At 58.1% G+C, this 13,019-nt stretch carries 12 protein-coding genes; 7 read left to right on the top strand and 5 right to left on the bottom strand.

Features of this window, described 5'->3' with window-relative positions; translation table 11 throughout:
- Positions 1–52 precede the first annotated feature (52 nt).
- Entirely contained in the window at positions 53–2,113 is a 2,061-nt protein-coding gene (gene recG, locus KT71_RS00790; protein ID WP_008293422.1) for an ATP-dependent DNA helicase RecG, read from the top strand.
- Between the two features lie 47 nt (positions 2,114–2,160).
- On the opposite strand, the gene KT71_RS00795 is transcribed toward recG, so the two are convergent.
- On the bottom strand, positions 2,161–3,540 hold the full coding sequence (locus KT71_RS00795; protein WP_008293421.1) for an FAD-dependent oxidoreductase: 1,380 nt from the start codon (positions 3,538–3,540) through the stop codon (positions 2,161–2,163).
- A gap of 145 nt (positions 3,541–3,685) precedes the next feature.
- On the opposite strand from KT71_RS00795, the gene KT71_RS00800 reads away from it, so the two are divergent.
- From KT71_RS00800 to KT71_RS00810, 3 genes are all read left to right on the top strand, one after another.
- Entirely contained in the window at positions 3,686–4,303 is a 618-nt protein-coding gene (locus KT71_RS00800; RefSeq protein WP_040362569.1) for a chorismate--pyruvate lyase family protein, read from the top strand.
- A 92-nt stretch (positions 4,304–4,395) separates the two neighbouring features.
- Positions 4,396–5,286: a 4-hydroxybenzoate octaprenyltransferase gene (gene ubiA / locus KT71_RS00805; RefSeq protein ID WP_008293419.1), complete on the top strand. Its 891-nt coding sequence runs from the start codon at positions 4,396–4,398 to the stop codon at positions 5,284–5,286.
- Between the two features lie 13 nt (positions 5,287–5,299).
- Positions 5,300–6,457 (top strand): GNAT family N-acetyltransferase, encoded by a 1,158-nt coding sequence (locus KT71_RS00810; protein WP_008293418.1) that lies wholly within the window; start codon positions 5,300–5,302, stop codon positions 6,455–6,457.
- Positions 6,458–6,518: 61 nt separating this feature from the next.
- On the opposite strand, the gene KT71_RS00815 is transcribed toward KT71_RS00810, so the two are convergent.
- The 4 genes from KT71_RS00815 to yaaA form a co-directional block, all read right to left on the bottom strand.
- The gene (locus KT71_RS00815; protein ID WP_008293417.1) at positions 6,519–7,514 is read right to left on the bottom strand and encodes an HAD family hydrolase; all 996 of its coding nucleotides are present in this window, start codon (positions 7,512–7,514) and stop codon (positions 6,519–6,521) included.
- A gap of 46 nt (positions 7,515–7,560) precedes the next feature.
- Positions 7,561–8,163: a DUF938 domain-containing protein gene (locus KT71_RS00820; RefSeq protein WP_008293416.1), complete on the bottom strand. Its 603-nt coding sequence runs from the start codon at positions 8,161–8,163 to the stop codon at positions 7,561–7,563.
- 2 nt (positions 8,164–8,165) lie between these two features.
- Entirely contained in the window at positions 8,166–9,638 is a 1,473-nt protein-coding gene (locus tag KT71_RS00825) for a flavin-containing monooxygenase (protein ID WP_023659760.1), read from the bottom strand.
- 75 nt (positions 9,639–9,713) lie between these two features.
- Positions 9,714–10,496 (bottom strand): peroxide stress protein YaaA, encoded by a 783-nt coding sequence (gene yaaA / locus KT71_RS00830; protein WP_008293414.1) that lies wholly within the window; start codon positions 10,494–10,496, stop codon positions 9,714–9,716.
- Between the two features lie 137 nt (positions 10,497–10,633).
- Here yaaA and KT71_RS00835 point away from each other — a divergent pair, with 137 nt between their 5' ends.
- The 3 genes from KT71_RS00835 (at position 10,634) to KT71_RS00845 (ending at position 13,016) form a co-directional block, all read left to right on the top strand.
- Entirely contained in the window at positions 10,634–11,149 is a 516-nt protein-coding gene (locus tag KT71_RS00835; RefSeq protein WP_040362571.1) for a TRAP transporter small permease subunit, read from the top strand.
- Positions 11,149–12,507 carry a TRAP transporter large permease gene (locus KT71_RS00840; protein WP_008293412.1) on the top strand — a complete coding sequence of 453 codons (1,359 nt, stop codon included), beginning with the start codon at positions 11,149–11,151 and terminating at the stop codon, positions 12,505–12,507. The genes KT71_RS00835 and KT71_RS00840 overlap by 1 nt, the downstream gene beginning before the upstream one ends.
- A 107-nt stretch (positions 12,508–12,614) precedes the next feature.
- Positions 12,615–13,016 carry an acyl-CoA thioesterase gene (locus KT71_RS00845; protein WP_008293411.1) on the top strand — a complete coding sequence of 134 codons (402 nt, stop codon included), beginning with the start codon at positions 12,615–12,617 and terminating at the stop codon, positions 13,014–13,016.
- The last annotated feature ends 3 nt before the right edge of the window (positions 13,017–13,019 follow it).

Here is a 13,019-nt window from a genome sequence, read left to right on the forward strand (position 1 = left end):
TCTCTCCCAAGATTCAGCGACCCTTTTTTTGCGGCCAGAAGTTGCGCCGCCCATGAGCGGAATTGTCACACAAAGCCTGGAGTCCCTGCGCGGCGTGGGACCCAAAATGGCAGAACGCCTCCAACGCTATGGCATCAGCAATGTTGAGGACCTGTTGTTCCACCTACCTCTGCGCTATCAGGACAGAACGCAGGTAACACCCATTGGCGCATTGCAGGACGGCGCCGAGGTGGTGATTGAGGGTGATGTGGCCCTCGTGAGTGTCAGTGGCGGGGGGCGACGACGTTCTTTGATCGTCAAGCTGCAGGACGGCACGGGCACCGCCACCCTGCGTTTTTTTCACTTCTCCCAGGCACAGAAAAATGCCCTGCAGCAAGGTGATCGCCTGCGCTGTTTCGGCACCGTGCGTCGCGGCGCACAGCAGGCGGAGATGATTCATCCGGAGTACCGACGAAGCATTCACATCAGCGACAACGAGGAGTCCCTAACACCCATCTACCCCAGCACCGAGGGGGTCAGCCAGGGGCAGTGGCGAAAACTTTCCGATCAGGCTTTGAGCGTTCTCGCAAAGCATCCGCCGGAGGAACTGCTACCCGTTCGTGAAAACGACTACGGTCTGAGCTCCGCCCTGCGTTTTCTGCACCGGCCTCCTCCCGAGGCGGATCAACAGGCCCTCAGGGATGGCCGCCACCCGGCGCAGCTTCGCCTCGCTCTCGAGGAGCTCACAGCGCACCAGCTGTCCATGCGGGAAATGCGTGCCCGAAGTCGCGAGCGCGCGGCCCCGGTGCTCAGAGACAGCAAAGCCCTGAGTCAGCATTTTCTGAAAGCTCTGCCCTTCGAGCCGACGGCGGCTCAGCTGCGAGTTATGGAAGAGATCACTGCCGATCTCGCCACGGAAAAACCCATGCTGCGCCTGGTGCAGGGCGACGTGGGTTCGGGGAAGACCGTGGTCGCCGCCGCCGCGGCACTGATTGCCATCGCCAGCGGTTACCAGGTTGCGGTCATGGCGCCCACGGAGCTTTTAGCGGAGCAGCATCGTCGCAACTTCGCAGGCTGGTTTTCCCCCTTGAACATTTCGCAAATGTGGCTCGCAGGCAGCGTTAAGGGACAGAAGCGAGAACAGGCCCTTGCGGCTATTGAAAGCGGCGAGGCGTCTCTGGTCATTGGCACCCATGCGCTGTTTCAGGATGGCGTGGAGTTTGCGCACCTGGGTCTTGTCATCGTCGATGAACAGCATCGCTTTGGCGTCCATCAGCGACTGGCCCTGAGCGAGAAAACCGGTGGTGCATGGCGTGCCCATCAATTGATCATGACGGCGACCCCCATTCCCCGCACCCTGTCCATGGTCGCCTATGCAGATCTGGATTGTTCCATCATCGACGAGCTGCCGCCGGGGAGGCAGCCCGTGGGTACCGTCCTCATCGACAACCAACGGCGCCAGGAAATCATTGAGCGGGTTGCCATCGCCTGCAGGGAGGGTCGCCAGGTTTACTGGGTGTGCACCCTCATTGAAGACAGCGACACGCTCCAGGCCCAGGCGGCAGAGTCCAGCTTTGCGGAACTCGCGGAGGCCCTGGACGGCATTGCCGTCGCCATGGTCCACGGCCGCATGAAGGCGAAGGAAAAAGATGCTGTCATGAGCGCTTTCAAAGCCGGGCACTATCAGCTGTTGGTCGCCACCACGGTGATCGAAGTGGGCGTTGACGTACCCAATGCCACGCTCATGATTATCGAAAACCCCGAGAGACTGGGGCTGGCACAGTTGCACCAGCTGCGGGGCCGCGTGGGACGGGGGAGTGCCGCAAGTCACTGTGTACTCCTGTACCAATCACCCCTGGGCCAGCAAAGCCGCGCTCGCCTTCAGGTGATGCGGGAAAGCAACGATGGTTTTTACATTGCCGAAGAGGACCTGCGTCAGCGGGGGCCGGGCGAGGTTTTGGGCACCCGCCAGACCGGGCTGATGGAGTTTCGCGTGGCGAGACTGCCGGAACATGAGCACCTCCTGGAAGAGGTACAGGAGATCGCCGAAGCACTGCAACAGGAACATCCCCAGTGGGTGCAGGCCCTGATCCGTCGCTGGGCAGGAGACCGCCAGGCCTTCGCCAACGTCTAGGGACCGGCCATGGGGTCAAAATCCCGGCGCCGCCTTGATCATCTCCCTCAGGCCATAATCGGCGGTAGCTGCTTTTGCAGCGCCATCTTCTGTTTGGTGGCTTCACCGGTCAGGGCAAACCCCAACAGATCTCCCGCTTCGTTTCGGTACTCGCCCTGGGTGTTCGTGCCATCCAGGGAGAACTGCCATTCACCCTCGGCGTCCTCCGCAGGGGGTGCCACGACCGTGGGACAGGCGGGCACCTTGATGGTCACCGGCATCGCGGGGTAGCTCACCGTGGTCGGCTCTCCCGCCAGGGTTTTGCCCAGGGCGCGGGCGGCGGCCATGAGCGGTGCGACATAGACCAGAACGTGGCCCTCTACCTCGGCACAATCACCCAGAGCATACACATCGGGCGCGCTGGTCTTGAGCAGGCGGTCCGTAACAATGCCCCGGTTTACGGCGATGCCCGCACTCTTCGCGAGCTCTATATTGGGGCGAACACCCACGGCAGACACGACAATATCCGCATCCAGCATGCTGCCGTCGCTGAGAGAGACCTGCACCGTATCCGTGCTTCCGGCAGGGTAGTTCACCTCGGTGACCAGGGGACCAAAGTGAAAACGGGCACCCTTGGCTTCCAGGCCTGCCTGAAGCGCTCGGGCGCAGGGTTCGGGCAGGAGCGTGGGTAAACAGTGCTGGAGCGGATCGATGACATCCGCCTCAAAACCGCCGTTAAGCAGATCGTTGGCGAACTCACAGCCGATAAGACCACCGCCAATAATGGCCACACGCTTCACGGCCAGGCGCTCCATGGCGGTTCGGAAATCGTCGTAGTCCATGAGATCGTTTACCGAATAGACGCGCTCCAGGGCGTTTCCGCCCAGGGGAGGACGGATCACGCTGGCGCCCGTGGCAAACACCAGTGCCGTGTAATGCACCTCGGTTTCCCGGTCCGCCAGACGCAGCACTTTACGCGCGGTATCCACGGCCTGTACGCGGGTCATGGTCCAGATACTGGCATCGAGGTTGGCGGCCATGGTGCCGGCATCACTCTGGGTAAGGGCTGCAGCGTCGGCGTTTTTGGTGTATCCCGTAGACAGCATGGGCTTGGAGTAAGCCCTGCCATCGTCCTCGGTAATCAACAGCAGCGGTGTGTCGCTGTCATGCTTGCGAAACTCCCGGGCAAGGCCGTAGCCGGCCAGCCCGGTGCCAATAATCACCACTGGTGCGGGCTGAGCCTCGGTGCCGGGAGTCTGATGATGGGGAGCGTCCTCTTCCACCGCTTCTTCGATGAGTTCGAAATCCTCTTTACCCACACCGCAGTCCGGGCATAACCAGTCTTCGGGCACATCTTCCCAGCGCGTACCCGCGGCGATGCCGTCGTCCGGCCAACCCTTGGCCTCGTCGTAGATCAGCCCACAAACGATACATTCCCACTTACGCATGCCAGACCCACTCCTTTTACGAGGCACTGCTTTCCTGAAGGGCCGGAAGATTAACACGCTCTGCCGCGCGGCTGAAAAGGCGCGCTGCGACTTGCATGGCCGGGAAACATCACGCATTCTCGCCATCCCCATCAACGCGAACTCTATGACTCCGCAAGCCCACCGCAGCGCAAGCGCCCCCCGTTGGCGACGTGAAGAACAGATCCCCGGACCTCTATTGGCACCGGTGCGGAGCTGGCTGCTCGACGACGGCTCACTCACGCAACACCTACTGAATACGGGCAGAGCTTTCTCCCTGGAGCGCTGGCGCCAATGCTGGGAAGCCCCCAGGCCCGATGAACGAAGGCTCCTCGCTATGGCCCATCGAGAGTTGGCGATGGTGCGTCAAATAGTCATGCGTCTGGATGGTGAGGCGGTGGTTTACGCGCGGTCGGTGTTTCCCGCCAGCACCCTGGACGGCCCTTTGCTGCGTTTACGGCGACTCCAGAACAAAAGTCTGGGCAGCTTTTTATTCTCCCGACCGGATATGCGACGCAGTCCGTTTCAGGTTGCTTTTCTTCGCGGCGATGATGCCTATCTGCCGGATCAGCTCCACCAGAACGATAAAGCCTGGGCACGACGCTCCTGTTTTCAGGTTGCCGGCAAACCCATGCTGGTCAGCGAAGTGTTCCTGGAGGCCTTTCCCCGCTGGAAATCAGCCACGCCCCTGCATCGTTCCCGACGGGGGCAGGTGAGCGTTACAATCGGATCAAAACGGCCTTAAATCCCAAGAAATAAGTCCTGCCCCTGCCGTGAAACAGGCCTGATTCCCGATAGAATAAGCAACCCACGCAGCGAAGAGACCATTCGTCATCCATGAGCACCACCATGTCATCCACCAGCAGGCAGACGAGTAAGTTTACGGCGCTGCTGCAGCTGATTCGCTGGGACCGACCCATCGGTACCCTGCTGCTGCTGTGGCCCACGCTCTGGGCACTGTGGATTGCGGCGGAGGGTGTTCCGGATCTCAAGCTGCTGCTGATCTTTGGCATGGGTACCCTGCTCATGCGCTCCGCCGGCTGCATCATTAACGATTTGGCGGACAGAAATTTCGATGGCGGTGTAAGCCGCACACGCAATCGGCCTCTGGTCACCGGGGACGTCACCGTGGGCGAAGCCCTCGCCTTTTTTGCCGTGCTGTGCTTCATGGCTTTTGGCCTGGTAATGATGACCAATTTCATGACCATCATGTTGTCGGTGCCGGCGCTGATGCTCGCGTCCTGCTATCCCCTCATGAAGCGCTACACCCATCTGCCCCAGGTGGTGTTGGGGTTGGCATTTTCCTGGTCCATCCCCATGGCCTTTGCCGCGCAGCAAAACAACCTTCCCCCCGCGCTGTGGCTGTTGTTTACCGGCAGTGCGTTATGGACCGTGGTTTATGACACCAAGTACGCCATGGTAGATCGCAGAGACGACCTGGAAATCGGCATAAAGAGCACCGCCATTCTCTTCGGGGAATCCGACCGCAGCGTCATTGCCGTATTACAGGTACTGTGCCTCACGGCTTTGGCATTGGCGGGAAGAGAGTTCGGTCTGGGTTGGCCGTATTTTCTGTCCCTGCTGGTCACCGCCGGTCTGTTTGGCTACCACCTGTACTTGATTCGCGAACGCGAAGAGGCAGCATGTTTCCGCGCATTTTTGCACAACAACTGGGTCGGTTTGACCATCTTTCTGGGCATCGTCGCCAACTACGCCCTAGAGGCCTGAGGCTGCCAGAGCCATGAGCCTCTCTCTGGAGGTACTGAACAGCGTTAGCCGGCTATCTCCCACGGAGTGGGATGCCCTGCGGCGCGATGACTACCCCTTCTTCCGTCACGACTTTCTCCTGGGCCTCGAACAGGCTGACTGCACCACGCCTGCTGCGGGGTGGACCCCTGCGCATATCCGGCTAAAAGATCAGGACCGCACCCTCGCGATTCTCCCTGCGTGGCTGAAGAGTCACTCCTACGGCGAATACGTTTTTGACTGGGCCTGGGCGGATGCCTGGCGTCGTATGGGTCTTGAGTACTACCCAAAGCTCGTGACGGCGGTGCCCTTTACGCCGGCGACGGGTCCACGCCTGCTCCATGCGGCGGATCTTGATCCTGATGTTCTCTGGGCAAGCTTTCGGGAGCAGATGCCGGAACTGGCGGTGAGCCTCGGTGCATCGTCCTGGCATGTGCTGTTTCCCCGGGCGGACGATGCCCGGGCCCTGGCGGCAGCGGGACTCCATACCCGTCATCAGGTGCAGTTTCACTGGTATAACCGTGACTATAAGGACTTTGACGATTTTCTGAGCACCTTCTCCAGTCGCAAGCGCAAGTCCCTGCGAAAAGAACGTCGCCGCGTAAGCGAACAGGGCCTTAGTCTCAGCATGCGTGACGGCACCGAGCTCTCGGAAGAAGACTGGGCAGTCTTCCACCGTTTTTATCAGATGACCTATGCAAAACGCAGCGGTCACGGTGGCTACCTCACTCGGGAGTTCTTTTTGGAGGTGGCTGCCAACATGGGAGAGCAAGTGCTCATGGCCATGGCCGAGAAAGAGGGTGTACCCGTGGCGGGCGCCCTCTACTTTCGTGATGGAGACACGCTCTACGGTCGCTACTGGGGTTGCAGCCGTGAATACGACTGCCTGCACTTTGAAACCTGCTACTACCAGGGCATCGAGTATTGCATTCGCCACGGCTTGAAACGCTTTGATCCTGGTGCCCAGGGGGAACACAAAATCCAGCGGGGCTTCGAGCCCACCACAACCCTATCCTGCCATTGGGTCGCTCAGCCGGAACTCGATCACGCTGTGGGCAACTTTACCCGTGAGGAACAAACACATGTGGAGGAATACCGCCGGGACGCCATGACCATGCTCCCGTTTAAAGCGTCTTCGACAGAGGACCCCTGACGCTCAAACCGGTATTCACAATCCGCCATAACACCGGCTGCTAGCAGCCAGATCGATTCCCCTAACTGCCCGCGGGAAAAACCCTGCGCCAATCCCGAGCCATGTCGATAACGGTCCAGCCCTGCTCCTTTGCGATATCAAGGCCTTTATCGAGTTTGCCAATGCTCGACTCCCGATCGTAGGCCCACTCCCGCTCTCCATCCGTATGGTGAAGATACAGCATCAGTCGCGGACCCTCTCCCGCCGCGGTGTACTGCAGCATCTGAAGGTCACCATCGGAGTTACCTGCCGCAAAAACAGGGCGACGTCCAATATGTGAATTGATCCCCACGGGCTTACCTTCCTTATCGTCAATAAAGTCGATTTCAGGCAGACGCCGCAGAACCGGTTTGCCATCCTCCATCGCAAACTCGGTTTTAATACTGCTTCCGACGACCTGCTCCGGCGGTATGCCATAAACCCTCTCTGTCCAGGGCCGCATAAACTCAATACCGCCCCCGGACACAATGAAGGTCTTGAACTCATTGGCACGCAGATAGCTCAGTAGTTCGAGCATAGGTTGATACACCATTTCCGTGTAGGGACGCCCCGTCACGGGATGTCTTGCGGTCTCCAACCACTCGTTCACGATTTCCTCAAACTCTTCCGTAGTCATTCCCGCATGACTTGCCATGACAATCTTCACAGCCGATTCGAGACCGCCGGCGAGCACCGATTGCACATCCCCGGCAAGGAGCGAAGCAAAGGGCTCTTCCGTCTTCCATTCCGGGTGCTCTTTTGCGAGAGCCTTGACCCGATCAACGGCAAAGAAGAGCTGGAAGTACATTGGCTGCTCGGCCCAAAGCGTGCCGTCATTATCAAAGGTCGCTATTCGCTCGGATACGGGGACGAAGTCAGAAGACCCTTTTCGAGTGACCCTTTCTACGAAAGCCATGATCGACTGTTTGGACTGCGTGTCGTTCCAGGATGGCAAGGGGTCCGTCGTGTCGGCAGATACCGCAGCACTACCGAGTACGAAAAACGCCAGTGACAGCAACAGTGTTTTGGGCATGCTCATTATTCATTCCTTTCCAGAAGTTGTTACATCGCAGCTTGCGAAGTCCCTAGGTTCTTTGCAGCTTCCATACGACTAAACGATTGTTAGCCGGCATCGCAATATCTTCCTGTAAGCGGTAGCCGGCCCGACGTGCAAGAGAGTCTACCCACTCAAAGTCGCGAATACCGCTTTCGGGGTCGCGGTCCTTCAACCAGCGATCAAAATCGGCGTTGGATTCCGAGGTGAACTTACCCTCGTAGTTAAAGGGTCCGTACACGATCAACAGAGAGCCCTCTGATCCCTGAGCAGCACAGGCGCCAAAAAAGCGCTCTACCAATGCTTTCGACACAATATGCAGAGTATTCGCGGTGTACACGGCATCGGGCCAGGGCTCGGGCCAGGGGGTCTCAGAAACATCCAGCGCTATGGGTGGGAGCAGGTTATCGAGCTTGGCCAGCTCACAGCGGGGGCGCAGCATCGCCATAGAACGGGGATGCTCAGTGGCTTGCCACCGGAGTTGCGGCATAGCCGCAGCAAAGGCGGTTGCATGTTGCCCGGTGCCGGCCCCCACTTCTAAAACCGATCTAGAGCCTGCCAGCAGGCTCTGGAGCTCACGGAGGATCGGGGCGCAGTTGTTTTCCGCAGCCTGAGAAAAGGGCAGATCCTGCACGCTTACACGCGCATATCAAAATCAGCGAAGTCAGGGCTTCGCATATGCCACCAATAGGTAAGCGTGGACCGGGGCCAGTTGTTGGTCACTTTGCCCGCGGCATTCTTGTACCAGCTTTCGCAGTTTGCCACCCATACCGTTTGCGCCAGCTCTCCCTGCATACGCGCGCTGTAGGCCACCTGCACCTCTTCATTCACATCCAGCGCCGCCAGATCATGGCTCAGAAGCTTGTCAATGCAATTGACGACATAGGCCACCTGCCGCTCTACCATAAAAATAATAGAGTTGCTCCCAAGATTGGTATTGGGACCATAGAGCATAAAGAAATTCGGGAAACCATGGGTGCAGACACCACGATAAGCCTCTGCGCCATCGCGCCAGGCCTGCTGCAGAGAAAGCCCGTTTACGCCTTTGAAGTCCACGGCACTGTGCATTTGCGTGGTGTTGAAGCCCGTCGCATAAATAATCGCGTCCACGGGGCGCTCAAGCTCATCCTCCGTGCACACGCCAGCGGTATCCATGCCCGTGATGGGGGAGGTCACCAGCTCCACGTTGTCGCGTACAAAGGCGCCAAAAAAGTCATCGGAAATCAGAATGCGTTTGCAGCCCAGGCGATAGTCCGGCGTGAGCTTATCCCGCAGTTCCTGATCCTCGATCTCCTCCTCGCGATAGTCCCTGCACCATTTTTCCCACTGCTTAAGCAGCCAGGTTGAGCTGTTCCTTAGCACGGGATAGAAAAGCCACTCCCCGCGAAGATAAACCATGGCCCGAAGGGCTTTTTGCGCCAGGGGAACGTTGCGAAAAACCCACTTTTCCCAGTCTTTGTAAGCCCGATCGTTACGCTTGATGACATAGTTCGCGCTGCGCTGGTAAACGTGGAGTTGCTCCACCTCCTTAGCGATATGCGGAATAAACTGCAGCGCGCTGGCCGCATTGCCAATGACCGCCACGCGCTTTCCCTTCAAATCATAGTCGTGGTCCCAGCGGGCAGAGTGAAAGCTATGCCCCTGAAAGGTATCGCGTCCGGGAAAATCAGGAATATTGGGTAAATTGAGCTGGCCAAGGCCACTCACCAGGCTTCGGGCGCTGAGGGTCTCGCCGTTTGCCAGTCGAATCTCCCACCGCCCGGAGTCCTCCTGCCACTTCGCGTCCGCGACCTCCGTACTCAGGCGCAGATGGGACAGGAGACCAAATTCTTCAGCGCAGCGCTGAAAATACGCGCGGATTTCGTTATGGGGAGAAAACTTGTGCGACCAATCAGGGTTGGGTGCAAAGGAGTAGCTATACAACACCGAGGCGACGTCGCAGCAGGCGCCGGGATAGGTGTTGTCATACCAGGTTCCGCCAACCTGCGGGGACTTTTCAAGGATGACAAAGTCGGTGATACCACGCTCGCGAAGCTTAATTCCCATGCACAGGCCAGACATGCCTGCGCCAATAATGACTACCTGGTGCGTGGATTTATCTGCACTCATTTCTGGCTTCCTGCCTTGTGATTGGTCGCTTTATTGGTCGCGGGCCACCGCGCTTCCACCGGTGGATGGGGGTAATCAGCTAAGGGGGGCTTCGTCCCGCGTAAAAACCAGCTCCCGGGCCGATGACTCCGACGCGTTATAGCGATACCCGCCGACGCGGTATTTTTTCAGTGCCGCCACGTCATTGATCTCTTTTTCAATGATGTACCGCGCCATCTGTCCCCGTGCTTTCTTGGCAAAGAAGCTGATGATCTTGTACTTGCCGTTTTTGAGATCTTTAAATACCGGCGTGATCACCTCACCGTCCAGAGCACCGGGCTGCACCGCCTTGAAATACTCGTTGGAAGCCAGATTTAAAAGCACGGAGGTGCCGGTTTTTTTCAGTTGCTTGTTGAGGCTGGTAGTGACGGCATCGCCCCAGAATTCATACAGATTTTTACCGCCGCTATTCTCAAAGCGCAGCCCCATTTCCAGGCGATAGGCCTGCATAAGGTCCAGGGGGCGGAGCACACCATAAAGACCCGAAAGAATACGCAGATGCTTTTGCGCATAAGCCAGCTGCGTGGCGTTCATGGTCTCGGCTTCGAGACCCGTGTAGACATCGCCCTTAAAAGCCAGGATCGCCTGCCGCGCATTGTCTTTGTCAAAAGGCCGATGCCAGTCCATAAATCGCTGATGGTTGAGCGCGGCAATGTTCTCGGACACGCCCATGAGCGACCGGATATCCGCAGGATCCAGCCGCCGGGCATCCTGAACCAGAGCCTCGGAGCGCTCCAGAAATTCCGGTTGCGTAGCCTTCCTGGTGGTAACGGGCGAATCGTAATCCAGAGTTTTGGCCGGTGAAATAACGCTCAACATTGTCCGTATCCTTGCCGCTTGATGAAGTGTTGCCGTGTCCGCGTTTTGGCTGGGATCTCAAGGCCTTATGCAAAGGAGAGACCGCGCGGTGGGCTATGATACCCTCGCCTTCCGGCATTAAGAAAGGCAGCAAAAAGGTGCTTAACTGGACGTCTTTTATTCAGGCGGTTGATCGCTTTACGCTGTTCTTTGGACGTCTTCTCGCCTGGTGTGCGTTGGCCATGGCACTGCTCACGGCCGCCGTGGTTACCCTGCGCTATGGTTTTGCCACCGGCGCCATCGCTATGCAGGAAGCCGTTACCTATCTTCACGGCAGCCTTTTTATGCTGGGTGTGGCTTATGCATTAAAGACCGGCGCCCATGTGCGCGTGGACATTTTCTATCGCAGCTTCAGTGCCCGGCACCGGGCCTGGGTCGATGCCCTTGGAGGTATCGTGTTTCTTCTCCCCCTGTGCGCGGTAATCGTCTTTGTAAGCTGGGGTTATGTCGCTGACTCCTGGGCCATCCGTGAAAGCTCCCCGGAGCCCGGCGGAATCCCCTATTTGTATCTGCTCAAAACCCTGTTGCCTCTTATGGCAATTAATCTTGCGATAGCGGGAATCGCAGATATTTCACGCAATGCCCAACTGCTTATCTGGGGTGAGAATTCCTGATGGACGGATCCGTCGCGCTATGGATGTTCGCTGCGGTTTGCGGTCTGCTGATGCTCGGTTACCCCGTGGCCTTCACCCTCGCGGGCACCGCTCTACTGTTCGCGGCCGTGGGCACCATCGCCGGCGGCTTTGATCCATCCTTTCTTGAAGCACTGCCCGGTCGTCTCTTTGGCACGATTAGCAATGTGACCCTCATCGCCGTACCCCTGTTTGTGATGATGGGTGTCGTTCTCGAGAAGTCGAAGGTGGCCGAGGAACTTTTGGAGAGCATGTCCGCGCTCCTGGGTCGCCTTCCGGGGGGACTGGCGATCTCTGTAGTGATCGTGGGTATGTTGCTGGCGGCGAGCACCGGCATCGTAGGTGCAACGGTGGTGACAATGGGACTGCTGTCGCTGCCCACCATGTTGCGGGCAGGCTATGGCCCCAGCATCGCAACCGGCACCATCTGCGCCACGGGTACCCTGGGTCAGATTATTCCTCCGTCCATTGCCCTCGTTCTCCTCGGCGATATTCTCTCCAGTGCCTATCAGCAGGCGCAACTCAAGCTGGATGTATTCAATCCCCAGACCGTATCCGTTGGCGATCTGTTTGTGGGTGCAATTATTCCCGGGCTATTGCTCGTCGGACTGTACTGTCTGTACATATTGGGGATGGCTCTGTTACGCCCCGACAGCGTCCCCCCGATCAAAACCCGGACCATGTCCTGGGGCAAATTGCTCCACGGTCTGGTGCCACCGCTGATCCTTATCGCCGTGGTTCTCGGCTCCATCCTCGCAGGTGCCGCGACGCCCACGGAGGCCGCGGGAGTCGGCGCCACCGGTGCATTGCTCCTGGCCGCATTCCGCGGCGAGGTCAATCGCTCAAAGCTTCAGGAAATCGTGATCAGCACCCTGGAAACCACGGCCATGGTCTTTATGATTCTCATTGGCGCCGCGGTGTTTTCCCTGGTTTTTCGTGGTTTTGGTGGCGAGGAATTGATTCAGGCGTTTTTTGCGGAGCTCCCGGGCGGGGTGTTTTCTGCCACGCTGCTGGTGATGATTGTCATCTTTGCCCTGGGCTTTGTCCTGGACTTTATCGAGATCACCTTCGTGGTGGTGCCCATCGTGGGACCCATATTATTGCTGATGGGCGTCGATCCCATCTGGCTGGGCATCATGATAGCGATAAACCTTCAGACCTCTTTTTTGACGCCACCCTTTGGCTTTGCGCTTTTTTATCTTCGCGGCGTGGCGCCGGATTCGGTACCCACAGCGGCTATCTATCGCGGCGTGATACCGTTTATCTGTATCCAGCTGTTGATGCTCGCAGCCCTCTGGATATGGCCCGAACTGGCTACCTGGCTACCTTCAAAGCTCTAAACGCTATACCTTGGCTCGCAATGACGGCTAAACTGCGTTGAAATTCGGCGTTTGAACAGCTTTTAGCTACAAACCACAAACTCAGACCAACGCAGATTAAGCAGATCATGAGCGACATAGACTCTACACCACTACCCCAGGGCGAACTCGCCATACAAACCATCGCAATGCCCAAGGACACGAATGCCTCGGGAGATATCTTTGGTGGCTGGCTCCTGTCGCAAATGGACCTCGCGGGCGCAATCACCGCCGAAGAGGTCGCCAAAGGCAGGGTGGCCACCGTTGCCATCGATGGCATGGCGTTTATCACCCCGGTGCACGTGGGCGCCGTCGTGTCCTGCTTCTGTGACGTCATCGAAATCGGACGCTCGTCTATTCGCATAATGGTGGAGGTATGGATCAACTCTCCCCACGACGGCGACCCCATCAAAGTGACGGAAGGCGAGTTTGTGTTTGTCGCCATTGATGACCAGCGCAGAACGCGAACCATTAGTCACCAGCAGAGCTAGCTA

The sequence above is a fragment of the Congregibacter litoralis KT71 genome (assembly GCF_000153125.2).
GTDB classification, from domain to species: Bacteria; Pseudomonadota; Gammaproteobacteria; order Pseudomonadales; family Halieaceae; genus Congregibacter; species Congregibacter litoralis.

Coding starts and splice junctions, on each gene's coding strand:
- recG (WP_008293422.1), top strand. CDS start 53: ATGAGCGGAATTGTCACACAAAGCCTGGAGTCCCTGCGCGGCGTGGGA.
- KT71_RS00795 (WP_008293421.1), bottom strand. CDS start 3,540: ATGCGTAAGTGGGAATGTATCGTTTGTGGGCTGATCTACGACGAGGCC.
- KT71_RS00800 (WP_040362569.1), top strand. CDS start 3,686: ATGACTCCGCAAGCCCACCGCAGCGCAAGCGCCCCCCGTTGGCGACGT.
- ubiA (WP_008293419.1), top strand. CDS start 4,396: ATGAGCACCACCATGTCATCCACCAGCAGGCAGACGAGTAAGTTTACG.
- KT71_RS00810 (WP_008293418.1), top strand. CDS start 5,300: ATGAGCCTCTCTCTGGAGGTACTGAACAGCGTTAGCCGGCTATCTCCC.
- KT71_RS00815 (WP_008293417.1), bottom strand. CDS start 7,514: ATGAGCATGCCCAAAACACTGTTGCTGTCACTGGCGTTTTTCGTACTC.
- KT71_RS00825 (WP_023659760.1), bottom strand. CDS start 9,638: ATGAGTGCAGATAAATCCACGCACCAGGTAGTCATTATTGGCGCAGGC.
- yaaA (WP_008293414.1), bottom strand. CDS start 10,496: ATGTTGAGCGTTATTTCACCGGCCAAAACTCTGGATTACGATTCGCCC.
- KT71_RS00840 (WP_008293412.1), top strand. CDS start 11,149: ATGGACGGATCCGTCGCGCTATGGATGTTCGCTGCGGTTTGCGGTCTG.
- KT71_RS00845 (WP_008293411.1), top strand. CDS start 12,615: ATGAGCGACATAGACTCTACACCACTACCCCAGGGCGAACTCGCCATA.